This is a genomic window from Corynebacterium sp. TAE3-ERU16 (assembly GCF_019209935.1).
In the GTDB taxonomy this organism is placed as follows: domain Bacteria; phylum Actinomycetota; class Actinomycetes; order Mycobacteriales; family Mycobacteriaceae; genus Corynebacterium; species Corynebacterium antarcticum.
In genome coordinates, this window is sequence record NZ_JAHUTN010000001.1 from 1 (window position 1) to 23409 (window position 23409).

At 68.5% G+C, this 23409-nt stretch carries 22 protein-coding genes; 3 read left to right on the plus strand and 19 right to left on the minus strand.

The genetic code is table 11. The annotated features are described in order from the left end of the window. The first annotated feature begins 267 nt into the window (after positions 1 to 267). Positions 268 to 1566, plus strand: a complete 1299-nt coding sequence (locus tag KRX55_RS00005) for an amidohydrolase (RefSeq protein WP_218405840.1) — start codon at positions 268 to 270, stop codon at positions 1564 to 1566. A 126-nt stretch (positions 1567 to 1692) separates the two neighbouring features. Here the strand turns inward: KRX55_RS00005 and glgP are convergent, their stop codons facing one another. The 16 genes from glgP to hisD form a co-directional block, all read right to left on the minus strand. Then, complete coding sequence (glgP, locus tag KRX55_RS00010) at positions 1693 to 4269, minus strand: alpha-glucan family phosphorylase (RefSeq protein ID WP_441303210.1); 2577 nt, start codon at positions 4267 to 4269, stop codon at positions 1693 to 1695. A gap of 154 nt (positions 4270 to 4423) precedes the next feature. Beyond that, positions 4424 to 5848 carry a pyruvate kinase gene (pyk, locus tag KRX55_RS00015; RefSeq protein WP_218405841.1) on the minus strand — a complete coding sequence of 475 codons (1425 nt, stop codon included), beginning with the start codon at positions 5846 to 5848 and terminating at the stop codon, positions 4424 to 4426. A gap of 231 nt (positions 5849 to 6079) precedes the next feature. After that, complete coding sequence (gene lgt / locus KRX55_RS00020) at positions 6080 to 7069, minus strand: prolipoprotein diacylglyceryl transferase (protein ID WP_218405842.1); 990 nt, start codon at positions 7067 to 7069, stop codon at positions 6080 to 6082. A 175-nt stretch (positions 7070 to 7244) separates the two neighbouring features. Then, positions 7245 to 8411, minus strand: a complete 1167-nt coding sequence (locus tag KRX55_RS00025; RefSeq protein ID WP_218405843.1) for a hypothetical protein — start codon at positions 8409 to 8411, stop codon at positions 7245 to 7247. A gap of 55 nt (positions 8412 to 8466) precedes the next feature. Continuing rightward, positions 8467 to 9276: an indole-3-glycerol phosphate synthase TrpC gene (gene trpC / locus KRX55_RS00030; RefSeq protein ID WP_218405844.1), complete on the minus strand. Its 810-nt coding sequence runs from the start codon at positions 9274 to 9276 to the stop codon at positions 8467 to 8469. 155 nt (positions 9277 to 9431) lie between these two features. Further along, positions 9432 to 10103, minus strand: coding sequence for a TIGR02234 family membrane protein (locus KRX55_RS00035; RefSeq protein ID WP_370625704.1), 672 nt, complete (start codon positions 10101 to 10103; stop codon positions 9432 to 9434). Further along, on the minus strand, positions 10100 to 10486 hold the full coding sequence (hisI, locus tag KRX55_RS00040) for a phosphoribosyl-AMP cyclohydrolase (protein ID WP_218405845.1): 387 nt from the start codon (positions 10484 to 10486) through the stop codon (positions 10100 to 10102). The genes KRX55_RS00035 and hisI overlap by 4 nt, the downstream gene beginning before the upstream one ends. Continuing rightward, positions 10483 to 11259: an imidazole glycerol phosphate synthase subunit HisF gene (gene hisF, locus KRX55_RS00045; protein ID WP_218405846.1), complete on the minus strand. Its 777-nt coding sequence runs from the start codon at positions 11257 to 11259 to the stop codon at positions 10483 to 10485. The genes hisI and hisF overlap by 4 nt, the downstream gene beginning before the upstream one ends. Positions 11260 to 11297: 38 nt before the next feature. Continuing rightward, positions 11298 to 12092 (minus strand): inositol monophosphatase family protein, encoded by a 795-nt coding sequence (locus KRX55_RS00050; protein WP_255567460.1) that lies wholly within the window; start codon positions 12090 to 12092, stop codon positions 11298 to 11300. Between the two features lie 14 nt (positions 12093 to 12106). Beyond that, entirely contained in the window at positions 12107 to 12868 is a 762-nt protein-coding gene (gene priA, locus KRX55_RS00055; protein ID WP_218405847.1) for a bifunctional 1-(5-phosphoribosyl)-5-((5-phosphoribosylamino)methylideneamino)imidazole-4-carboxamide isomerase/phosphoribosylanthranilate isomerase PriA, read from the minus strand. Between the two features lie 56 nt (positions 12869 to 12924). Continuing rightward, positions 12925 to 13569 carry an imidazole glycerol phosphate synthase subunit HisH gene (gene hisH / locus KRX55_RS00060; protein WP_218405848.1) on the minus strand — a complete coding sequence of 215 codons (645 nt, stop codon included), beginning with the start codon at positions 13567 to 13569 and terminating at the stop codon, positions 12925 to 12927. Beyond that, positions 13566 to 15404, minus strand: coding sequence for an MFS transporter (locus KRX55_RS00065; protein WP_370625705.1), 1839 nt, complete (start codon positions 15402 to 15404; stop codon positions 13566 to 13568). Before KRX55_RS00065 ends, hisH begins: the two co-directional genes overlap by 4 nt. 4 nt (positions 15405 to 15408) lie before the next feature. Further along, a complete protein-coding gene (locus KRX55_RS00070; RefSeq protein ID WP_255567506.1) occupies positions 15409 to 15600 on the minus strand; it encodes a hypothetical protein in 192 nt (63 codons plus the stop codon). A gap of 21 nt (positions 15601 to 15621) precedes the next feature. Next, positions 15622 to 16269, minus strand: coding sequence for an imidazoleglycerol-phosphate dehydratase HisB (gene hisB / locus KRX55_RS00075; protein ID WP_218405850.1), 648 nt, complete (start codon positions 16267 to 16269; stop codon positions 15622 to 15624). 49 nt (positions 16270 to 16318) lie between these two features. Further along, a complete protein-coding gene (locus KRX55_RS00080; RefSeq protein WP_218405851.1) occupies positions 16319 to 17470 on the minus strand; it encodes a histidinol-phosphate transaminase in 1152 nt (383 codons plus the stop codon). Next, the gene (gene hisD, locus KRX55_RS00085) at positions 17467 to 18810 is read right to left on the minus strand and encodes a histidinol dehydrogenase (protein WP_218406196.1); all 1344 of its coding nucleotides are present in this window, start codon (positions 18808 to 18810) and stop codon (positions 17467 to 17469) included. Before hisD ends, KRX55_RS00080 begins: the two co-directional genes overlap by 4 nt. Positions 18811 to 19027: 217 nt before the next feature. Between hisD and KRX55_RS00090 the strand changes: the two genes are divergently transcribed. Further along, on the plus strand, positions 19028 to 20116 hold the full coding sequence (locus KRX55_RS00090; protein WP_218405852.1) for a YbjN domain-containing protein: 1089 nt from the start codon (positions 19028 to 19030) through the stop codon (positions 20114 to 20116). Positions 20117 to 20120: 4 nt separating this feature from the next. Continuing rightward, a complete protein-coding gene (locus tag KRX55_RS00095; protein WP_218405853.1) occupies positions 20121 to 21290 on the plus strand; it encodes a YbjN domain-containing protein in 1170 nt (389 codons plus the stop codon). Here KRX55_RS00095 and KRX55_RS00100 read toward each other — a convergent pair. The 3 genes from KRX55_RS00100 to bioB all read right to left on the minus strand — a co-directional run bounded on the left by KRX55_RS00100 (position 21287) and on the right by bioB (position 23335). Next, a complete protein-coding gene (locus KRX55_RS00100) occupies positions 21287 to 21952 on the minus strand; it encodes a hypothetical protein (protein WP_218405854.1) in 666 nt (221 codons plus the stop codon). The two genes, KRX55_RS00095 and KRX55_RS00100, sit on opposite strands and share 4 nt — an antisense overlap. 63 nt (positions 21953 to 22015) lie before the next feature. Further along, positions 22016 to 22276 (minus strand): biotin synthase auxiliary protein BsaP, encoded by a 261-nt coding sequence (bsaP, locus tag KRX55_RS00105; protein WP_218405855.1) that lies wholly within the window; start codon positions 22274 to 22276, stop codon positions 22016 to 22018. A 21-nt stretch (positions 22277 to 22297) separates the two neighbouring features. After that, entirely contained in the window at positions 22298 to 23335 is a 1038-nt protein-coding gene (bioB, locus tag KRX55_RS00110) for a biotin synthase BioB (protein WP_218405856.1), read from the minus strand. Positions 23336 to 23409: the final 74 nt, after the last annotated feature.

Consider the following 23409-nt stretch of genomic DNA (forward strand, 5'->3'; position numbering starts at 1 on the left):
CCCCGCCCGGGGCGGCGTCGTCTACCCCCCCCCCCCCCCGCGCGGGGGCCGCGGGTGCCCGGGCCCACACCATAACCCCCCCCCCCCCTCCCCCCTTTCCCCGGCTTCACCCCCCCCCCCCCGCCCCCCCCCCCCCCCCCCCCCCCTCCCCCCGCCCCCCCCCGCGGCGCCCCCCCCCCCCCCGGGGGGGGGGGCGGGGCGGGGCCCCCCCCCCCCACGGCCCGGAACCGACGAAGATCTCGAGATTTCGATAGGAGCACTCCACACATGGCGGAGAACACGGAGACAGATTTCCCCACCACCACCGCGGCACCGGTCTCGGTGGCGGCGCTCCTCGAGGCCCACGGCAGTGACCTGTCCTGGCAGCGCGACTTCTACCGCGAGATGCACGCCCACCCCGAGCTCTCCGGGCACGAGAAGGAGACCGCCGAACGCATCGCGGCCCAGCTGACCCGCTTCGACGCGGAGGTGACCACCCACATCGGCGGTTACGGCATCGTCGCCGTCTTCACGAACGGCGAGGGGCCCTGCGTTCTCATGCGCGCGGATTTCGACGGGCTCCCCGTCAAGGAGGAGACCGGTGTCGAGTTCGCCTCGACGGACATCCACACTCAGGACAACGGCTACGTCAGCCCGGTGATGCACGCGTGCGGACACGACATGCACACCACGGCTCTGCTGGGTGCCTGCCAGATCCTCGACGAGCACCGTGACGCGTGGCGCGGTACCTTCATCGCCCTGTTCCAGCCCGCGGAGGAGAACTCCGACGGTGCGATCGCCATGGTCAACGACGGGCTCATGGACATCATCCCCCGTCCCCAGGTGTGCCTGGGACAGCACATAGTCCCCGGTCCGGCCGGAACCGTGATGTCGATGCCCGGTGCGGCCCTGGCCGCCTGCGACACCATCACGGTGACGATCCACGGGCGCAGTGCCCACGGTTCCATGCCCCACAACTCGATCGACCCGACCTTCATCGCGGCGATGGTCGTGGTGCGGCTCCAGGGCATCGTCGGCAGGGAGGTCTCCCCGGAGGATTTCGCCGTGATCACCGTGGGCACGCTGAGTTCCGGGCACTCGAACAACACGATTCCGGACACCGCGACCCTGGTGCTCAACTGCAGGTTCTACGACAACGACGTCAAGCACCGGGTGTACCGGGCAATCGAGCGGGTGGTGCGCGCGGAGTGCACGGCGAGTGGCTGCGAGCGGGAGCCAGAGTTCGCCTACTCGGCGCACGGGGACCTCACCGACAACGATCCGGCCGTGTTCCGGCGGGTCCGGGCGACCTTCGATGCGGTGTTCGGTGAGGATTCCGTCGACGCCCGGCGGTGGACGGCCTCCGAGGACTTCTGCGACATCCCGAACGCGTTCGGGGTCCCCTACCTGTTCTGGACGGTGGGGGTCACCCCCCGCGAGCAGTGGTCCGCGGCGGAGGCGGCGGGCCGGATCAGCCGGGACATCCCGACGAACCACTCCGGCACGTTCCTGCCCGACTACGCTCCCTCGGTGGACGCCTCGACCCGGGCGGCAGCTGCGGCGGTGCTGAGTTACCTGGGCCGCTGACCCGTACCTCGGGCCGATCCGTGGAACGACGACGGCGCCCCACGACCTGTTCCGGATTCACGGGACGAAAGGTCGTGGGGCGCCGTCCGTGTGCGGCGGGTCACACCCACCGCACACCGGGGCCGATCAGGAGTGGTACGTGATCAGGCCGAGTTCCGCGGGACTGACGAGCAGCGGGTGCGAGGGGATCACACGGGCGGTGAAGCCGATGTCCCCGGGGCGGTCGCTGGGCAGGGTGACGGTGTAGCCGTCATCCGTGCGCGCCATGTCGAACACCTCAGGGGTCTCGAGGGTGCCGACCGGAGTGTGGAGGCCCTTGACCAGCTGCACGGTCACGTCATCCGGAGTCAGTCCACCCAGATCGGCGGAGACGGTGAACGTCATCGGTTCACCGGCGAGGAGCCGGCATTCCGACTGCGCGGAAACGCCGTTGACGCTGAGATCGTGCAGATGGACGGCGTTCCAGTTCCCGCGGACACGCTCCATCCAGTCGACGAACGCCGAGGCGTCGCCGTCGTTCTCCATGATGAGGCGCGCGGAGGTGTCGGCCGGACGGTAGTACCCCTCCGTGTAGTCACGGACCATGCGGAAGGAGGTGACCATCGGGGACAGGGTGGTCAGCGAGCGGCGGACCATCTCGAGCCAGCGGCGCGGGATACCCTCGTCGTCGCGGTCGTAGAACAGCGGGGCGATCTCGTATTCGAGCAGATCGTAGAGAGCCTGGGCCTCGAGGTTGTCCCGGTGGTCGAAGTCCTGGGTGTGCACCGTCGGGATCGTCCAGCCGTAGCCCTCCTGCGGCATCTCGTCCCACCAACCGTCGGAGACCGACAGCGTGAGGCAGCCGTTCATGACGGCCTTCATGCCCGAGGTCCCGGAGGCCTCCTGCGGGCGGACCGGGTTGTTCAGCCAGATGTCCGCGCCGGAGATCAGGTAACCGGCGAGTCCGATGTCGTAGTCGGGCAGGAAGATGAACTTGTCCCGCAGACCGGCGTCATCGGCGAACTGGATGACCTGCTGCATGAGCTGCTTGCCACCCTCGTCGTGCGGGTGTGCCTTGCCGGCGATGACGAACTGGACGGGCCGCTCCGGGTTCGTGAGGATCCGGCGCAGCCGCTCCGGGTTGCGGAGCATCAGGGTGAGCCGCTTGTAGGTGGACACACGACGGGCGAAACCGACGGTGAGCACCTCGGGGTCGAGGACGTTTCGGGTCCAGTACAGCTGGGCCTCCTGCTGCCCGCGGATCAGGCACGAGGAGTGGACGGCTTCCCTCGCGACGGCGACGAGATCGTGGCGCAGACCGTTGCGCGCCGCCCACAGCTCATCGTCGCTCACGGCGTCCGGGTGCTCCCAGACGTCGGTGGAGGTGAGGTCGGCGTCCCCGGAGATCTTAGCGATGATCTCCGCCATCTCAGGCTTGACCCAGGTCGGGAGGTGGACGCCGTTGGTCACGGAGCCGATCGGGACCTCGTCACCGTGCCAGCCCGGGTAGAGGGAGGCGAACATGCCTCGGGAGACCTCACCGTGCAACTTCGCCACGCCGTTCGCGTGCTGCGACAGCCGCAGACCGAGGTGCGCCATGTTGAACATTCCCGGGGTGGCTTCCGCGCCGAGTTCCAGCGCGCGACCGATCGGGACTCCCGGGCACAGGTGGCGGGAGGGGTCCTGTCCGTCACCGAGGTAGCGGCGCACGAGGTCGACGGAGAAGCGGTCGATTCCGGCGGGGACGGGGGTGTGGGTGGTGAAGATGTTGGCGGCACGGACCTGGGCGAGGGCGGCGTCGAAGGACTGGCCTTCCTCCATGCGCTCCCGGATCCGCTCGAGGCCGAGGAAACCGGCGTGTCCCTCGTTGAGGTGCGCGACACGGGGGCGGGCGAGTCCACGGACCGCGCAGAAGGCGTTTACGGCACGCACGCCGCCGACACCGAGGACGAGCTCCTGCTTGATCCGGTGCTCACTGTCGCCGCCGTAGAGGCGGTCGGTGACCTCCTGCATGCCGGGCGGGTTGTCGTCGATGTTCGTGTCCAGCAGCAGCAGCGGGATGCGTCCGACGTGGGCGATCCACAGGGCGATGACGATGTCGCGACCGTCGGGGTAGGCGACGGCCACCTTGATCTGCTCGCCGTCGGCGTCAGTGACCCGCTCGATGGGCAGGTCCTCGGGGTTGTGGTACTCGTACCGTTCCTGCTGCCAGCCGTCCGCGGACAGCGACTGGGTGAAGTACCCGAAGGAGTACAGCAGACCGACGCCGATAAGCGGGACTCCGAGGTCGGAGGCGGACTTCATGTGGTCGCCCGCGAGAACGCCGAGTCCGCCCGAGTAGATGGGCAGCGAGGGATGGATGCCGAATTCCATGGAGAAGTACGCCGCCACGGGGTCCGTGGAGGTCGCGGCCACATCGGCCGAGTGGGTCCTCTGGTACCAGAAGTTTCCTTCCAGGTAGTCGTCGAGATCCTCGACCTCGGCCTTCATCCGGTCGATAAAATCCTTGTCGGCGGCGAGTTCCTGCAGACGGGAATTGCTCACCCGGTGCAGCATCATCTTGGGGTTCTCCCCCAGTTCCTCCCAGAGGAGAGGATCGATGGACTCGAAGAGCTCGCGGGTGGAATCCCGCCAGGACCAGCGCAGATTCAGTGCGAGACGACGCAGGGGCAGCAGCGCCGTCGGGGTGTTGTGGGATATATGGACGTTTCCTGAAGAAATCACTCGTTCAACCTTACGTTAGCGTTCGTGTTTCGATGGGTGACCGGGGGCGAGGGTGTACCCGGTGTGCTTTTCCACCCCCTGCTCAACAACGAGAACCCGGCTCGCGGTCTGCGGGCCGGGTTCTCGTTGTTGAGCAGGGATGACTCTCGATCCGTCAGGATCCGGAGCGGGCGTTCTCGCCGAGCAGGTGAACCTGGATCATGTTGGTGTTGCCGCGGATTCCGGGCGGGGTACCCGCGACGACGACCATCATGTCGTCGCGCTTGTACTCGGGCATCGCCAGGAGCGCCTTGTCGACCTCCCGCATCATGCCGTCGGTGTCCTCGACCTGCGGGCAGAGGAAGGTCTCGGCACCCCAGGTCAGCGCGAGCTGCGAGCGGACCGCCGGATCCGGGGTGAACACCAGCAGCGGCAGCTGCGAATGGAGCCGGGCGACCCTCTTCGCGGTGTCACCGGAGGAGGTGAACGCCACGAGGGCCTTCGCGTTGAGCCGCTCGGCGATATCACGGGCGGAGTAGCTGATCACGCCACGCTTGGTGCGCGGAATGTGGCTGAGCGGCGGGACGCTGCCCGCGGACTCCGCGGTCCGCACGATCCGGGCCATGGTGCGCACGGTGTTCTGCGGGTCGCGGCCGACGGAGGTCTCTCCGGAGAGCATGACGGCGTCCGCGCCGTCGAGGACGGCGTTGGCGACGTCGGAGGCCTCCGCGCGGGTCGGGCGGGAGTTCTCGATCATGGAGTCGAGCATCTGGGTGGCCACGATGACGGGCTTGGCGTTCTCGCGGGCGATCTGGATGGCGCGCTTCTGCATGAGCGGCACCTCCTCCAGCGGCACCTCGACGCCGAGGTCACCGCGGGCGACCATGATGGCGTCGAAGGCGAGGATGATCGATTCGAGGGCGTCGATGGCCTCCGGCTTCTCGAGCTTCGCGATGACGGGCACGCGGCGTCCGACCTCGTCCATCACCTCGTGCACGAGCTCGATGTCGGCCGGGGAACGCACGAAGGAGAGCGCGATGAAGTCGACGCCGAGTTTCAGCGCGAACTTGAGGTCCGCGATGTCCTTCTCGGAGAGTGCGGGGACGGAGATGTCCATGCCGGGCAGCGAGACGCCCTTGTTGTTGGACACCTCACCGCCCTCGATGACCTCGCAGACGACGTCGTTTCCGTCGACCTCGACACACACGAGTCCGACCTTGCCGTCATCCACCAGGAGCCGGTCGCCGGGCTGGGCGTCCTTGGCCAGATTCTTGTAGGTGGTGGACACACGGTCGTGGGTGCCGACAACGTCATCGACCGTGATGCGCACGGTTTCGCCGGTGGCCCACATCTGCGGGCCGTCGGCGAAGCGGCCGAGACGGATCTTCGGCCCCTGCAGGTCGGCGAGGATACCGATGGCGCGCCCGGAGGCGTCGGTCGCTTCGCGTACCCACCTGTAGTTCTGTTCATGGTCTGGGTAATCGCCGTGCGAGAAGTTGAGGCGGGCGACATTCATGCCCGCGTCAACCAGGGACTCGATCCCTTCTTTGCTCGCGACGGCAGGTCCGAGGGTGCATACAATCTTGGTTCGTCTATCCACGTCCCCGACTGTAGTCCCCCGTCTCCGGAAACGCCGCCGGTCGAGGCCGGTCGGCCGCCTCCGCCGCACGTCACGGGCTGTCTGTGAAGCCCGACACAGCACTCCCGGAACCCTCACGAAACTCCCCCAACCAGGCACAAACAGACACGTTCGGGCGCAAACAGTCAGGGGTGGCGGGCCGAAAACCGATGTCAGCGATACTGCTCACACCGCTTCACCGGGGCCGAGAATTCACCGTCCCGTCGCTGGTCCGTCAGCTTCCGGCCCGGGTCCCGACACACGGGAGCCGCCGCGACGGTCGCCGACCGTATCGCCCGTACCGGACACGTCGTCGACGGTCCCCTCCGTGCGGGAGCCGTCCCCCCGCGGATCGACGACCTCCGGCTCCTCCCTCTTACCCCGGATCAGGAGCAGGAACAGGACTCCCCCGATGAACAGCAGTGTCGACGTCACCGTGTTCACCCGGAACCCGAGGATGTGGTTCGCCGGGTCAGAGCGCATGAGCTCGACCCAGAACCGTCCCGCCGCGTAGGCGGCGACGTAGAGGGCGAAGACCCGGCCGTGTCCCATCCGGAAGCGCCGGTCGGCCCAGAGCAGCAGCACGACCACCCCGAGGTTCCACAGCAGCTCGTACAGGAACGTCGGGTGCACCACCGTGAGCACCTCCCCCGTGGAGTGCCCGGTGAGCGGCGCGGCGGCACCGGTCTCGTCGACCCTCCGGTAGATCTTGAGCCCCCACGGCACGTCGGTGGGGCGACCGTAGAGTTCCTGGTTGAACCAGTTGCCGAGCCTGCCGATGGCCTGGGCGAGGATGATGCCCGGGGCCGCCGCGTCGGCCAGCGGTGCGAAGGGCAGACCCCTGCGCCGCATCATGATCCAGACGCCGAGCGCGCCGAGGGTGACCGCCCCCATGATGCCCAGGCCCCCGTTGGTCACCATGAACACCTGGAGCGGGTCGCAGTCGGAGCAGAAGTACGAGTCGTAGTCGGTGATGACGTGGTAGAGCCTGCCTCCGATGATCCCGAGGATGACGGAGATGACCGCGGCGTCCATGACGATCTCGGGGTTGCCGCCCCGCGCCGCGTAGCGGACGCGCGTGAGAAAGATGGCGGCGATGATACCGGCGACGATGCACAGCGCGTAGGCCCTGATCGGGAGGAATCCGAGGTGCCAGACACCCTGGGGTGGTGAGGGGATGGAGGCGAGAAGAGTGATGGTCACGAGATGGGAACCTGTCTGCCGGTGCGGTAGCGGTGGCGACGGGGTACCCCCCGGGGTGGGCGGTGTCCCGTCGAACTGACCAGACCAGTGTGCCCCATCACGGCCCGACCACCCAAGAAGGGAGGGGCACACCGTCACCGGTGTGCCCCTCCGACTCCGGGCTGTCACGGTCGGACTACTGTTCCGTGGACTCCTGCCCGGCGTACCCGGGATCCTGGATCTCCGGTGCCTGCTCCGGAATCTGGGGAGCGACCTCCGCGATCTCCGGATCCTGGCCCTCCGGGGTTCCGTCGGGAGCGTCCCCGGGGGTCTCGGCCTCCGGGTTCTCCGGTGCCCGGTCCCCGTTCGACCCTTCCTGCTGGGCGACGAGCTCCTCCACCGTCGCGTTGTTCGGCGGCGGCACCATCCGCACCGCGCGGGTCGAGGCGGTGCCCGACTCCAGCGCGGCGCTGATGAGGGCGTAGAAGCTGTCCTCGGTGGGATTCTCGGCCATCGCCGCCGCGGCGTCCGCCGCCGCGCGGTAGGTCTCGGCGAGCTTCGGACGGTGCCAGACCAGCGGATCGAGGGCGCGGCGCTCCGCGTCCGTCACGTCCTCAGGGATCTTCCATTCGTCGAAGCCGTCCGCGATCCCACCGATCGCATCGGAGATCACGCGGTAGTCGTCGGAACTGATGTCGGGGAGTTCCGTGCCCGGCAGAGGCGGATTCTCCAGCGGCAGAATCTCGATGACCCGACCGAACTCCTCGTTGTCCCGGATGCTTTCACCCTGGGCGAGATTCATGAAGTCGACGTAGGCCGTCACGACCTTGTCCTCGGGCACATCCACGTCGGCGGCGAAGGCACCGCACACCGGCGCAGCGTCGAACTGCTCCCGCTGTTCGCCTTCGAGCCCCTCCGTGAAGGAGAAGAAGCTCTCGACGCCCTCGGCCCCGCCCTCGATCGCCAGCTGGGGGATCTCGGCGTCGGTGGTCAGCTGTTCCTGGATGGTCAGGTCCGGGGTGGTGTCCACGGCGGCGTCGACGAGCCGTTTCGCGGTGGCGTACTGCCCTTCGACGTCCCCCTCGGCGTCATCCTCGACGGCCCGCAGCTTGTCCTGCGCGGAGACGAGATACTCGTGTGTGCCCGCCAGCAGGCGCCCGTTGCCTGCGTCGGTCTGGGCCGCGGCGAGGCTGTAGAAGGCGTTGCACAGTGCACCGATGACGGTGTCGTCCTTCTGCTCTCCGGAGTCCGTGCCGGAGCAGCCGGTCAGAACGAGAGCCGCCGCCGAGAGCGTCGCGACGGAGGTACGGAGCACCGTGGCGCGCCTACGGGGAGATCTGGGGTTTTCGGGTGAGTTGGTCATGGGCTCCAGTGTGACTGTCCCGGGACCCGGCGGCAACTTCAGGTGTGAATCAGGTTCACCACCCGGACGGACAGGCCGGGTGTTGTCCAGCGGTGACGAGTGTGCGGCACATGCCCGCGGGGTCCTCCGCTGTGACGAGTTCCTCACCGATGACGACGGCGTCCGCACCGGATCCCGCGTAGCTCATCAGGTCCCGGGTCGTCCGGACCCCGGACAGCGCCACCCGGATCGTGCCACGGGGCAGCCCCGGTGCGATCTCCGCGAACGCCTCCCGGTTGATCGTCAGCGTCCGCAGGTCCCGGGCGTTGACGCCCACGACCCGGGCGCCGGCCCGGATCGCCCGCGACGCCTCCTCCGGGGTGCGGACCTCGACCATGGCGGTCATCCCGAGCGACTGGACGCGGTCGAGCAATGATTCCAGCCGCGCCTGGTCCAGCGCACTGACCAGCAGAGGAACCATGTCGACGCCGTAGTAGCGGGCCTCGTGGATCTGGTACGGGTCGAGGATGAAGTCGCGGCACATCACCGGAACCGTGACCGCGCTGCGCACCGCACGGACATCCTCCAGGGAGCCGTGGAAACGACGTCGCTCCGTCTGGCACCCGATCAGTCGGGCACCACCCGCCTCGAAGGCGCGCGCGAGTTCCGCCGGCGATTCGATCAGCGCGATCGGCCCTTGGACGGGATTCGCCCGTTTCAGCTCGGCGATGACGCCGCATCCGGGCTGGGTGAGCGCAGCTATCGCGTCCCGCGCCGGTTCCACGTCGCGGGAACGGGCCTTCATCTCCTTGAACGGCACGACGGCCTCACGCGCGGCGACGTCCTCGACGACGCCTGCGATGATCTGGTCGAAAACCGTGGTCATGTCTGATCCGTCCGAGTGCGGTATCCGACGGTCAGCCCGCCGGTGTTCAGGCACAAGGCTAACGGCTTTCCGGGTGTCCGGTGAAATTGCGCCGGCACCGCGCCGCGACGACGTGCCCCCGCATCACCCCTCCGACACGGCACGAGGACACGGAGTCACCGTACGGGGCCACCCCCTGTCCCCTCCCCCCGATCGTCCGTGGGATCCATGTCCGCGTCGAGTGCGTCCCAGAGCACCCTCCCGGAATCCGGTGACTCCTCGAGGTCCCGCTCCAGCCGGGCCTGGCGGGCCCCCGGCGTGACGTACCTGCTGGATGCCGGCTGGGCCACGCCACCGGGACGCAGAACGAGCAGCACTCCCCCGACGAGTGCCAGGGCGCAACCCACGAACGCGACCGTCGGACCGGTGTGGTGGATGTCCAGGCCGGTTACCGTCGCCCAGTCGCTCAACGTCACCGGGGAGGTGGCCTTCTGGGTCGCGGCGCCCGAGGTGAGCAGCATCCGGGCCCGTTCGGGATCCGGTGCACCCGCGAGAAGCGACAACGGTGCCCAGCTGGCCCCGACGGCCGCGAGCGCCGTCAGCGCGCCGATCACCCTGCGCGCGTTCCTCCGTAGCGCGAGGGCTCCGAGGGTGCCGGCGACCAGCACGAGGGCGATCACGGTGACCTGCGAGGCCCACACGGCACCCGGGAGCTGGCGGACCGCATCTCCGGATTTGTCGTCGAATGCCCTGACCGTCACCCAGACCAGCCGCGACGACAGCCACAGCAGTGCCGCACCCGCACCGACCGTGAGCGCCGCGGCCTGCGACAGACGCGGGGTCCTCACAGCAGCTCATCCGCGTCGAAGCAGGTGTGGTCCCCGGTGTGGCACGCCCCGCCGGTCTGCCGGACCGTGAGCAGAACCGTGTCTCCGTCGCAGTCCAGTCGCACGCCCGTGACCTCCTGGACGTGGCCCGAGGTCAGTCCCTTGATCCAGTACTCCCGGCGGGACCGGGAGTAGTAGGTGCCCCGGCGGGTCGCGAGGGTGTAGGCCAACGCATGGGGGTCCATCCACGCGAGCATCAGCACGTCCCCGGTCCCGTCCTCCCGGACGACTGCGGGCAGGAGCCCGGCATCGTTGAGTTTCAGGCGCTCCGCAACGGCCGGATCCAGCTCATACCGCGAGGGATCATCGGTGTGGCCCGTGTCTGCGGTCGGACCGGAGCTCATCGTCGGACCTCGAATCCGGCGTCGGCGAGCGCTTCCTTGACCTCGTCGATGGTGATCTCCCGGAAGTGGAAGATCGTGGCCGCGAGCACCGCGTCGGCACCGGCTGCGACCGCCGGTGGGAAGTGCTCCACGGCACCGGCGCCACCGGAGGCGATCACCGGGACGGTGACCGCCGCGCGGACCGCCTCCAGAAGCTCGAGGTCGAAGCCGTCCCGGGTGCCGTCACCGTCCATGGAATTCAGCAGGATCTCACCCACCCCGAGTTCCTCGCCACGTCGCGCCCACTCGATCGCGTCGATACCCGCGGATCTGGAACCACCGTGGGTGGTCACCTCGAAGCCGGAGGGCTGGGGAGTTCCGCCCTCGGGTACGCGGCGGGCATCGACGGACAGCACGATGCACTGCGCACCGAAGCGTTCGGACAGTTCGCGGAGCAGCTCCGGCCGGGCGATGGCCGAGGTGTTGACGCTGACCTTGTCCGCACCCGCACGCAGCAGCTGGTCGACGTCCTCGACGGAACGCACCCCGCCGCCGACCGTCAGGGGGATGAATACCTGTTCGGCGGTCCTCCGGACGACGTCGAGCATCGTGCCCCGCCCGTCCTTCGACGCGGAGACATCCAGGAACGTCAGCTCATCGGCGCCCTCGGCGTCGTAGCGGGCGGCGAGTTCCACGGGGTCGCCCGCGTCACGCAGGTTGGCGAAGTTGACGCCTTTGACGACGCGGCCGTCCGCCACGTCCAGGCAGGGAATGATACGGACAGCTACGGACAAGTTCCGTCCGCCTCCTTCTCAGATCGGGTGAAGCTATTTCAACGGTCGGTGCCGAGGGTCTCACTGATCGTACCGAGGATGACGTCGTGCACGCCCTTCGCCCCGGCGACCACGCCGAAGGAGTCCGGGCGCCACTCGTTCCCCGCGAGATCGGTCACAACACCCCCGGCGGCACGGACGAGCAGGACGCCCGCGGCGTTGTCCCAGACGTGGGGGCTGAAGGTGACGGTGCCGCCGAATATCCCGGCCGCGGTGAAGGCGAGATCGAGACCGACCGATCCCGTCACCCGGAGCCGGGGGTGCTTCGCACCCAGGCGGTCCAGGAGCTCGTGCCGAGCCCAGGTCGGGAACGAGGAGTGCACCGGAGAGATGATCGAACCGAAACCGATGTGACTCAGCCAGGGATCGCGTTCGGTGACGGGGCGCTGCGGCCGCCCGTTGCACATCAGTGGCGAACCGGTGTAGGCGGTGAAGCGCTGCCCCGTCGCAGGCTGCGAGGTCAGGGCGCAGACGGGCTGTCCGTCGACGAGGAGACTCAGCAGGAACGCGCACATCGGGTTTCCGACGGCGAAGTTGGAGGTTCCGTCGACGGGATCGACGACCCAGACGGCCCCGGCGCCGAGCTCTCCCCCCTCCTCCTCCCCGAACACGGGTATACCGGTGAGCAGCGTGAGCTGGCGGCGAACGATCTCCTCGACGGCGAGGTCGACCTCGGTGGCGATGTCCCCCTCGCCCTTCTCCATGACGCGTGCCTCGCCGAGCGACGTGCGGATCATCCGCTCCGCGTCATCGGCGACGGCCTCAGCCACGGCGAGCAGCCCGCGGGCGTCCAGATCACCGGACACGGTCAGTCGCGCCCGGTCGGAGCATCGGTGGCGGGGGCGACCGCGGCGAGGGCCTCGGGGAGAGTGAAGCGCCCCTCGTAGAGGGCCTTGCCGATTATGACGGAGTCGATTCCCTCGTCCACGTAGGGCATCAGTCCGGTGACATCGGAGAGCTCCGCGATGCCACCGGACGCGGTGACGGGCGCGTCCGTGGCCGCGGCCACGTCCCGCAGGAGGTCGATGTTCGGTCCGGTCAGGGTACCGTCCCTGGAGACGTCGGTGACGACGAACCGGCTGCACCCCGCCTGATCGAAGCGCTCGAGGATCTCCCAGAGATCGCCGCCGTCGGACACCCATCCCCGACCGCGCGTCCGCCACTCGCCGCCGATGAGGCGGACATCGAGACCGATCGCGACGCGGTCACCGTGGGTGCCGATTATCTTCTCCGCCCATTCCGGGTTCTCCAGCGCGGCGGTGCCGATGTTCACGCGGCGGGCTCCGGTCGCGAGCGCCCGTTCGAGTGACGCGTCATCCCGGATGCCACCGGTCAGCTCCACGTCGATGTCGAGTCTGTGCACGACCTCGGCCATCATCTCGTGGTTGGATCCCCGACCGAAGGCGGCGTCGAGGTCGACGAAGTGCAGCCACCGTGCCCCCTGGTCCTGCCAGTTGAGTGCGGCGTCCAGCGGGCTGCCGTAGCTCTTCTCACTGCCCGCCTCCCCCTGGTGCAGGCGGACGGCCTTACCGTCCACGACGTCGACTGCGGGTAGAAGTGTGAGGCTCATGGGGCCAATCCTAGCGATGCCGGGACGGGCGCGACACCCCGTCGGTGGGTCGGTGGTCAGAGTGTGTCGATCCAGTTGCGCAGGAGCTCGGCACCCGCGTCACCGGACTTCTCGGGGTGGAACTGGGTGGCCCACAACGGGCCGTTCTCCACGGCGGCGAGGAAGCGGTCCCCCTCGTGTTGCGCCCAGGTGAGCGTCGGCGGGGTGAGGACGTCATCCTCCGGCATGTCCCAGCTCCGGACCGCGTAGGAGTGGACGAAGTAGAAGCGCTCGTCGGCGATACCGTGGAACATCCGGGAGTCCGCCGGGGCGTCGACGGTGTTCCAGCCCATGTGCGGCAGGATGTTCGCCCGGAGCTTCTCGACCGTTCCCGGCCACTCACCGCAGCCTTCAGCGGTGGTGCCGTGCTCAACACCGCGCTCGAAGAGGATCTGCATCCCGACGCAGATGCCGAGGACCGGGCGCGACCCGGCGAGTCGTTCACCGATGAGCCGGGCGCCGCGGACATCGCGCAGTCCCTGCATGCACGCGGCGAAGGCGCCGACACCTGGGACGAGGAGTCCGTCCGCCGCGAGCACGGTCTCCGGGTCGTTGGTGACGGTCACCTCGGCACCGGCGCGCTCGACCGCGCGGTGCGCGGATCGCAGGTTTCCGGAACCGTAGTCGAGGAGGGCCACGGTGGGGGTCTTGCGGCTGGTCATCTGGTACTCCCGGTGGTGTCGGTATCGGAATCGGTGGTTGGATCGTCGGCTACACGTGACCCCGTGTTCGGTTCATCGGTGTCCGACGTCCCGGACGGTGGCGCCGTCCGTCCGGCATCCCGCGGACTGAGATCCACGGGTGTGACAGAGGACTTCTTCGGGGCCCGCTCCTGTCCGCCCTCGCCGGGCCGGTCCGGGGAGCGGAGTTCCGCCAGTCTCCTGCGCTCCATCTCGCGGGCTTCCGCCCGGGCACGTTCGATGTACTCCTGGGCCTCCCTGCGGGCCCGCTCGACGTGAGCGCGGGCGTCCGCACGGATCTCCCGGACCTGGATCCTGTACTCCCGCTGATCCGACTTCCGCTCGGCCTTCAGGGCGCGTCGCTCGGCGGCCTCCGCGCGGAGTTCGGCGTTGAACTCCTCGCGGCTCATGCCCTCGGGGCGGCGCCGGACATGCGGACGCGGGGTGTTCTTGGCGAGCAGTTCGGCGACGTGCACGGGCTTCATGCCCACCCGGCCGATGGCCCTGGCGCTGCGCACCGCGGTCCGTGCCATCGGGACACGTCGGAGAGTCGCGCGTGTGTTGTTGTACTCCGCGATGCGGTGCCTGCCGATGATCCGGTCCGCGAGCACGACGACGAGACCGAGCACCACCAGACCCGCAGCCGTTCCGAAGGACCCGGAGTAGGCGGCCCGCGCGGCGACGACACCGAGAACCACGGAGCCGAGGCCGGTGCCGGAATCGAAGGCGATGTTCCACATCGCGGACGCCTCGGTGACCTTGGAGCGGGGCAACCGGGCGAACATCATCAGCAGCGCCTCGTTCTGGACGGCGCCGAAACCGGCGCCGAACAGCAGTGCGGAGAGGAGCAGCAGCCACGGGTTGAGCCCCGCGGCGAGAACGAGGGTCGCGAGCGCCAGACCGATGACCCCGGCGACGAGCGACGGAATGACCAGCCGACCGGCCTCGCCACGACGGTCCGCGATGATGCCCGCACCGTACCGGCTGAGCATCTGCGATCCGCCGACGACCGCCAGAACGAGTCCTCCGACCACGGCGCCGTCGGCCGGGTCGAGTTCCTTCACCGCAGCGGGGAGGAAGGAGGAGATGGCGCCGTAGCCCATCGCGATGGTGGAGATGGCGAGCGCCGGGACGGTGATGAGCTTCCAGGTGGCGACTGAGTAGCCGGTCTCCGTGATGGACCCGGTACCGCGCAGGGACTCCCGCTTCTCCGGGGACAGCCTCGGAAGGGACCAGCACAGTGCGGTGGCACCGATTCCGATGACCGAGGAGATGATGTAGACCGCGGTGAATCCGATGGTCTCCGCGAGGTAGAGTCCCGTCGGCAGGAAGAGCATCTGCAGGAGCCCGACGACGAGTCCCAGCGCCCCCGATGCCTTGCCGAGAAATCTCCGGGCCACGAGTTCGGCCATCAGCGCGGACTGGGCGACCGTCAGGGCACCGAACCCGACGCCGCGGACCGCCGAGACCGTGAGCACCGGGATCGCATCGACGGAGAAGACGTACAAGGCGGAAGGCACACACAGCAGGAATGCCGAGACGACCATCACCGGGATGTAGCCGAACCGGCGCAGTGCCTTCGGCGTGAACATCTGGGTGAGCACGGTACCGGCCATGAATACGCCGGTGACCGAACCGGCGAGACTGTCCGACCCTCCCGAGCTGATCACCGCGAGCGGGACCACCGGAAGCATCAGCGACCAGGAAGCGAAGGCGGCGGCGACGGCGATCAGCGTCGTCTTCAGCGCCGGGCTGCTCCACATGTTGTCGAGCTTCTCGAGTTCATCGCGTGACAGCAGCCGCGCCGACGTCTTCACCTATCTAACCCACCTCTCCCAGTAGCCACAGCAGCGCCGCGGCGAACGCCACGGCCGCTGCCAGAGCGCCGATGAATGTCATGACCCGGTTCTCGGCCTGGTAGGCCGCCCAGGTTCCGCCGACCAGGAGGCCGGCGATGAGGAACAGCAGGTAGATGAACCAGTGTGCGGAACCGTCCTGCTGTCCGGCTGCCACTCTAACAAGGTCCGGCATCGGCTACAGCGACCCCTTCGTGGACGGGACTCCCGAGACCCGGGGATCCGGTTCGGTGGCGGCTCTCAGTGCCCGCGCCACGGCCTTGTACTCGGCCTCGGTGATGTGGTGCGGATCCCGCCCGTAGTGGCACCGCACGTGGAGGGCGATCTGCGCGTTGAAGGCGAGCGACTCGAAGAAGTGCCGGTTGATGACGGTGGCGTAGTGTCCGCCGATCACGGCGGTGATCATCTGGTCCGGTTCGCCGTCCATGACGAAGTACGGGCGACCGGAGACGTCCACGATCGCCTCGCACAGGGTCTCGTCCATCGGCAGCTGGCAGGAACCGAAACGCCGGATACCCGACTTGTCCCCCAGTGCCTCCCGGATCGCACCTCCCAACACGATCGCGGTGTCCTCGACGGTGTGGTGTGCATCGACCTCGATGTCCCCGGAGGCGTGGACGGTGAGGTCGAAGCTGCCGTGGGTACCGAATGCGGTGAGCATGTGGTCGAAGAACGGCAGACCGGTGCTGATCTCGCAGTTGCCGGTACCGTCCAGGTCGATCTCCACCGCGATCGTCGACTCGCGGGTGGCGCGTTCAACGCGGGCCCGACGGATGGCGTCGGTACCCTCGGATTCGTTGCCGGTGGTGTGGTTCAGGTCAGCCATGGCTTGTCGTCTCGTTCCTCGTGACTCGGTGACGGGTGCTGGGATGGTTCTACGTGGTGGACGCGCCACCGGGGATGACACCGACTGCGGCCGCGATGTCCCGGGCTGCAGCGATGAAAGCGTCGTTCTCCTCGTCGAGACCGATCGTGGCGCGCAACCGGTGCGGCACGCCCACGTCCCGGATGAGTACACCGGCGTCGAGGAAACGGCGCCAGACCGCCGCCGCGTCCTCGAAGTGCCCGAAGAAGATGAAGTTCGACCTGCTCGGCACGACGTCGTACCCCAGTTCCTCCAGGGCCGCGACGACGCGCTCGCGTTCCGCGGCGATCCGGGCGACCGTCGCCAGGGTGTCACCCGAGTGTTTCAGTGCGACGATCGCCGCGGCCTGCGACAGGGTCGACAGGTGGTACGGCAGGCGCACGAGCATGACCGCGTCGATGAACGCGGGCGCCGCGACGAAATAGCCGAGTCTCCCGCCGGCGAAGTCGAAGGCCTTGCTCATCGTCCGGGACACCACGAGACGGGTGGGGAACTCCCCGATGAGCTCCACGGCGGAGGGACCGTCGTTGAACTCGGCGTAGGCCTCGTCGACGATGACGATGCCCGGTGCGGCCCCGACGATCCGGCGGATGTCGTCGAGGGAGGTCACATCCCCGGTGGGGTTGTTCGGGGTGGTCACGAACACGACATCGGGTCGGAGCCGCTCGATCTCGGCCAGAGCCAGGTCCATGTCGATGCTGAAATCGGCGCCGCGTGCGCAGTGGAGGAACTCGGTGTGCGTGCCCGTGGCGAGGATCGGGTGCATGGAGTAGCTGGGGACGAACCCCAGGGCCGTGCGGCCCGGGCCACCGAAGGCCTGGAGCAGCTGCTGGAGTACCTCGTTGGAGCCGTTGGCCGCCCAGAGATTCTCCCGGGTGACCGGGACACCGGTCTGCTCCGAGATGTATGCGGCGAGGTGGTCCCGCAGTTCGACGCAGTCGCGTTCGGGGTACCTGTTCAGGTCCCCGGCGAGCCTGCGCACCGTGTCCACGAGTTCCTCGACGAGGGCGGCCGACGGCGGATACGGATTCTCGTTGGTGTTCAGCCGGACGGGGACGTCGAGTTGCGGCGCACCGTAGGCGTGTTCGCCGCGCAGGGCCTCCCGGAGCGGAAGATCCTCGAGGGTCGTGTCCGCTGCCAGCGGAGTGGGGGCGTCGGTCATCGGTTGTCCTCGTCGGTTGAGTCGGTGGGCAGGTTCTCGAAGCGGGCGCGGATGGCTTCCCCGTGGGCGGGCAGATCCTCGGCGTCGGCGAGGGCGACGACGGTGTCCGCGACACCCTTCAGGGCGGCCTCGTCGTACTCGATGAGGTGGACGGCCTTGAGGAACGTACGGGTATTCAGTCCGGACGAGTGGCGCGCGGTGCCCGAGGTCGGCAGTACGTGGTTGGAGCCGGCGGAGTAGTCACCGAGCGGGACCGGTGCGTAGGGGCCGACGAAGATGGCGCCGGCGTTCCGGACACGACGGGCGACGGCCGCGGCGTCGTCGGTGTGGATCTCCAGGTGCTCGGCACCGTAGGCGTCGACGACGCGGATACCGGTCTCGAGGTCGTCGACGAGGATGATGCCGGACTGCGGTCCGGTCAGGGCCCGGGCCACCCGTTCGGAGTTCCGGGTCACCCCGTACCGCGCGGCGACCTCGCGGTCGACCGCCTCGGCGAGTTCCCGGGAGTCGGTGACCAGGACGCTGGCGGCCATGACGTCGTGTTCCGCCTGACTGATCAGATCGTACGCGAGGTGGACCGGGTCGGCGGTTCCGTCCGCGAGGATGGCGATCTCAGTCGGCCCGGCCTCCGAGTCGATGCCGACGACGGAGCGGCACAGTCGCTTGGCCGCGGTGACGAAGATGTTTCCGGGGCCGGTGATCATGTCAACCGGCGCGAGGGCTGCGGTCTCCTCGTCACCGTAGGCCAGCAGGGCGACCGCCTGTGCCCCGCCGACGGCCCACACCTCATCCACGCCGAGCAGCGAACAGGCGGCGAGGATGGTGGGGTGCGGCCAGCCGCCGTGTGCCGCCTGGGGTGGCGAGGCGACGACGAGGGTGTCCACGCCGGCTTCCTGCGCGGGGATCACGTTCATGAGGACGCTGGACGGGTAGACGGCGTTCCCTCCGGGGACGTAGAGCCCGACGCGTTCGACGGGGATGAACCTCTCCTCGACGGTCCCCCCGGGGGCGAGCTCCACGGTGTGTCCCTCGGGGACCTGGGCCCGGTGAACCTTCCGGATCCGGTCCATGGACTCCTCCAGGGCTGCGCGGACCTGCGGTTCGAGTGTGTCCACCGCGGCGCGGATGACGTCATCCGGAACCAGGACGCTGTCCGGGGTCACCCCGTCGAACTTCTGTCCGTAGGCGAGCGCCGCGGCGGCACCGTTGTCACGGACATCCGCGACCAGCGGCGCGACGACGTCGAGGACGGAGTCGACGTCCGTCCCCCCTCTGGGCAGGGTCCGCCGCAGATGGCTGCCGGTCGGAGTCTGGCCGGTGAGGTCGGTGAGCGTGAGCATGGGCATTTGCTGCATCATCCCGTCATGTGTCTGCGTTGGTGGTGGCGGTCCCTGCCCCCCGGTACGACGCCGGGAAACGGCGGTGCTGTCTGCGGCCATTGTATTAGGCCCCGGTTCCGGGGATGCCACGGGTGCACCGGACCGGGGCGTGGCCCCCCGGCCACCGCGTATATTGGCGGAGAGGTTCGAAGCCACACGGTGAGGAGTGAAGCAGATCATGGGCGACCGCACCGGGGGACGCACGGGCCCCACGAGAGTCAGTCTCGCTGACGTGTCGGCGGCCGTCAGTGCATGTGACTACCGCTTCCTGTCCGGCAACCAGCGGCTGCTGCTGCCGTGGGAGACGCACAGGGTGCTCGTCTACATCGGCCGCGTCGACGCCCCGGTGCTCATCGCCGAGGGGCACCTACGCGGCACCCTCGATCTCTCCGACATCAACGCCCTGGCGCACACCATCACGGCGTGGAACGCGGAGCGGATCAATCCGACCGCGATGCTGGAGATCACCGACGACGGGGCGGTCTCCGTCCGCTTCCGTACCGCGCTGCCCATCGGGGCGGGAGCCACCGGCGAGCAGCTGCGCACCTTCATCCGGTCCGCGATGCAGGCGACGGAGCTGGCCGCCGATCGGGTACTCACCGAGTTTCCCCAGTTGAAACCGAACGAACGGGCGGACGCCACCGAAGACGGCCTCGACGGGGACGCCCTGCACGGACCGCTCCGGCTCCAGACGACCCCGGAGGACAGCAACCATGACCCGGATGAGGGGACACCGACCGTGACTGAACCGGATGACCCGGACGAGGAACGCGACATCAGCGACGGGGTGAACTCCAACGCTGACGGCGACATCGATCTCCCCGATGCGGATCCACCTTTCCCGGTGGATCTGACCCGACTGGAGTCGACGTTGAAGGACCTCGGGATCCACGGGATGCACAGAGGGGAGAGCTGGCTCGCGACGACGGTCAACAGTGTTCTCGTCGGCCTCCACCTGGACAACGGACCGTCGCTCATCCTCCGTGGTCTCTGGGATCCGAACCTCGATCCGGAACGGGACTTCATGCGCGTGTTCCTCTGCTGCAACACCTGGAACGAGAAGTCCGCACTGACGAAGGCCTACTGCCACACCGATGACGACGGGCTCCAGGTCCGCGTGGAGATGTCGGTCCCGACGGCAGCAGGTCTGACCTCCACCCAGCTCCGGCACACGCTCTCCCTCGGGCTCCGTCGCGTCCTGATCGCGGTCGGATCCATCAGCGAGGATGTCACCGGGGTGTCGGTGGTCGAATGGCCCGAGGACTGACCCGGTGCCCTCCGCCGACCACGGACAGGACCCCACCGGTCGGGTCCCGGATGACCCCTCCGGTCTGTTCCCCGGGAGCCCACCTACCGGCGACCTCAACCGTGGGCTGAGGCTGACGCTCCTCCGGATGTCCGGACCGGCACCTCTCCGGGTGCTGCGCCGCCGGCTACGTTCCGGCCACCGCTGGACCCGGTCACTGACCCTCGACATGGTCGAGGCCGCACTGGGCGGACTCGGGGTGCGGTACTCGACGGTCGCGGACCGGATCATGGTCGCCTGGCCGAGCGTCCGCGGTGAGTTCCTCGTGATCCGCGACAACGGTGGACTGCACCTCGTGTTCCGGGGTCGGCTCCGGGGACGGACCGGGGTGGAGCACCTGCCTGTCCTGCAGGACGCCCTCGCGCTGGGTGAGCAGCGTTCCCTGCCGGTGTGCTTCTACCCGTCCGTCGCCGCGGACGGGACCCTCAGCGTCCGGTTCCACGCGTCACTGTGCGTCGATGCGGGAATCTCCGACGATCAGTTGCGTACGTTTCTGGAGAGATCTCTCACCCTCGTGATCACCGGGTGCCGCGCACTCATCGACGAGATCCCGCCCCTGGCCGGCCCCAGGATCAACCCCCTGGAACTGCTGCGCACCGATGCGGTGGAGGCCACACGGCCGGTGCCCGGGACCGTCATACCCCGGCCGGGGTCGCACCCGGTGGAACCCGGGATACCGGAACCACTCGACATGTACCGCCTCCGGATCATTCTCGAACGGATCCGCGGGGACGCGGAACCCCATCCCAGGTTCCGGGCTCTCATCCTGACGGTCGACGAGGTCGAGGTCCAGGTCACCGTGACCACCGATGCCGCGGGAGTCGCCGGCGGCGATCTCATCGTCATCTCGCGGTGGGAGGTCCCCGTGGAGGGCCCCGCGACCGAGGCGTTCGGGGATGCATCGACGGCGTGTGCTGCGTTCGATCGCCGCTGCCAGGCCGTCAACGCCCGGGCGGCGCTCGTGGACGACGGATCGGACGGCGTCGGGGATCGCGTCGTCGTCTGCGCGGTGGCGGTGTTCCCGGTCGCGGTCGGGGCGACCGACGCACAACTCGAGGCGGCGATCGGGTGCGGAATCACGGGCGTCGTGGAGGCGGTCACCGTGATCCGGGCCGCGCTGTCCGGGCCCCGCTAGGCACTGCCCGGGATCGACGGCGGGCGGTCCCCGCCGTCATCGTCGAACGGGGTCCGTCCCGGCCGGACCAGGACCGCCGCGGACCAGTAGGTCAGCAGCGCGAGGTACGGGGCGATGACCACACCCCAGTGGAGCGTCACCTGGGGAACGAAGGCGTAGTCCTGGCCGATCTGCAGCGCATCCTCGGCGGGAACCGGATGCACGAGATGCGCCACGGCATCGTTGATGCCGACGATGGTGAACGCACCGATGAGCGAGCAGAACGTGACCCACGCGAGCATCCTCGGCCCGAGGAGTTCAGGAGCACGGAAGAACGCGATCAACGCGACGATGATCCCGAGGATCGAGCTGCCGGTGATCATCCCCAGCCACGTGTCGAACTCCTGGGACCCCGGCGTCACCGCGACCACGGCGGCATCCTCCATCACCCGCCCGATGTAGACGGGTCGGAACCACCCGGAGAGGACACCCGCGACCAGAGCCAGAATGAGGGAAAGCGCGAGGATCCCCGCGTAGGATCCGGTGGATCGTTTTACCCGGGGGAGCAGTCGTCGGACCGGCGTCGTCCGGCGCGGTGACGCGGCCCCCGGGTCATGGCCGGGAGGCACGTCGACGGTCTCCGGCGCATCCGGTGGCCCGTCTACGTGATCAGGATGGTTCATGGACGTCCAATCTACGCGGAGACCCCCGTCGTCACCTAGTGTCGGGGACCGGGTGAGGACAGGTCAGCGTCGACCGAGGTACGCGGAGTCGACCCTTCCGTGGCGGGAGCACGAGGCATCCCATCCATCGGGACGAATCTGCACGACCATCCGGCGACCGCAGAGCTGACAGTAACGGGGCGCCTCCAACCCGGCACGCGCAGAGGGGGACAACCGGACCGTCCCCCCGTCGGCCAGGCACTGACCGGTGTTCGGGTGGTACACCGGGGCCGCCCCGGTGATCAGTGCCTCGAGGAGTTCGGTGTTGTCCGCGGTGCGGGCCATGGGTCCAGTTCTCCGGATTCTCTAGCAGGTGGAGTTGAGCGCCTTGATGGGCAGTCGCAGCTTACCCATCATCTCGAGATCCTGCTCCTGGGGGCGTCCGAGGGTGGTGAGGTAGTTGCCGACGATGATCGCGTTGATGCCGCCGAGGAGGCCCTGTTCGGCGCCCAGGTCGCCGAGTGTGAGCTCCCGGCCACCGGCGAAGCGGAGGATCGTCTTCGGCAGCGCGAGACGGAATGCACCGATCGCGCGCAGCGCGTCCTGTGCGGGCATGACCTCGTAGTCGGCGAACGGGGTACCGGGGCGCGGATCGAGGAAGTTCATCGGCACCTCGGTCGGATCGAGTGCCGCCAGATCCTGGGCGAACTCGGCCCGCTGTTCGAGGGACTCCCCCATGCCGAGGATGCCGCCGCAGCACACCTCCATGCCCGCTTCCTTGACCATCCGGAGCGTGTCCCGGCGGGTCTCCCAGGAGTGGGTCGTGACGACCTGGGGGAAGTAGGAACGGGCGGTCTCGAGGTTGTGGTTGTAGCGGTGCACGCCGGCGGCGGCCAGGCGGTCGACCTGTTCCTGGGTCAGGATGCCCACGGACGCCGCCACCTCGATGTCGACCTCGGACTTGATCGCCGCGACGGCCTGCTCCAGCTGGGACAGGAGGCGCTCGTCGGGACCCTTGACGGCGGCGACGATGCAGAACTCCGTCGCCCCGGTCTTCTGGGTCTGCTTCGCGGCCTCGACGAGTGCGGGAATGTCCAGCCACGCGGAACGGACGGGCGATTCGAAGAGACCGGACTGCGAGCAGAAGTGGCAGTCCTCGGGGCACCCGCCGGTCTTCAGGGAGATGATCCCCTCCATCTCCACCTCGTCGCCGCACCACTTCAGCCGGACCTCGTGCGCCAGTTCGAGCAACTCCGGGAGGCGGTCGTCCGGTAGATTCAGTACGGCGAGGGTCTCCTCCTTGTCCAGCCCGACCCCGCCTTCGAGGACCTTTTTCCGGGCGAACGGGAGAATGTCGTCCTGCGCTTTCTCAGACACATCACTGTCGATGGTTGCGTTGGTCATTTGTCGGTCCTCCTGGGGATGGGGCTCCGGGCTCTTTTCCCGGGTACCCTAAAGGTCGTGCTGGTGGTCATTGG

What these genes read in the sequence shown, in the direction of transcription:
- KRX55_RS00005 (WP_218405840.1), top strand. Translation starts at nt 268, where the DNA reads ATGGCGGAGAACACGGAGACAGATTTCCCCACCACCACCGCGGCACCG.
- KRX55_RS00025 (WP_218405843.1), bottom strand. Translation starts at nt 8,411, where the DNA reads ATGACCAACTCACCCGAAAACCCCAGATCTCCCCGTAGGCGCGCCACG.
- trpC (WP_218405844.1), bottom strand. Translation starts at nt 9,276, where the DNA reads ATGACCACGGTTTTCGACCAGATCATCGCAGGCGTCGTCGAGGACGTC.
- hisI (WP_218405845.1), bottom strand. Translation starts at nt 10,486, where the DNA reads ATGAGCTCCGGTCCGACCGCAGACACGGGCCACACCGATGATCCCTCG.
- priA (WP_218405847.1), bottom strand. Translation starts at nt 12,868, where the DNA reads ATGAGCCTCACACTTCTACCCGCAGTCGACGTCGTGGACGGTAAGGCC.
- hisH (WP_218405848.1), bottom strand. Translation starts at nt 13,569, where the DNA reads ATGACCAGCCGCAAGACCCCCACCGTGGCCCTCCTCGACTACGGTTCC.
- hisB (WP_218405850.1), bottom strand. Translation starts at nt 16,269, where the DNA reads ATGGCTGACCTGAACCACACCACCGGCAACGAATCCGAGGGTACCGAC.
- KRX55_RS00080 (WP_218405851.1), bottom strand. Translation starts at nt 17,470, where the DNA reads ATGACCGACGCCCCCACTCCGCTGGCAGCGGACACGACCCTCGAGGAT.
- hisD (WP_218406196.1), bottom strand. Translation starts at nt 18,810, where the DNA reads ATGCTCACGCTCACCGACCTCACCGGCCAGACTCCGACCGGCAGCCAT.
- KRX55_RS00090 (WP_218405852.1), top strand. Translation starts at nt 19,028, where the DNA reads ATGGGCGACCGCACCGGGGGACGCACGGGCCCCACGAGAGTCAGTCTC.
- KRX55_RS00100 (WP_218405854.1), bottom strand. Translation starts at nt 21,952, where the DNA reads ATGAACCATCCTGATCACGTAGACGGGCCACCGGATGCGCCGGAGACC.
- bsaP (WP_218405855.1), bottom strand. Translation starts at nt 22,276, where the DNA reads ATGGCCCGCACCGCGGACAACACCGAACTCCTCGAGGCACTGATCACC.
- bioB (WP_218405856.1), bottom strand. Translation starts at nt 23,335, where the DNA reads ATGACCAACGCAACCATCGACAGTGATGTGTCTGAGAAAGCGCAGGAC.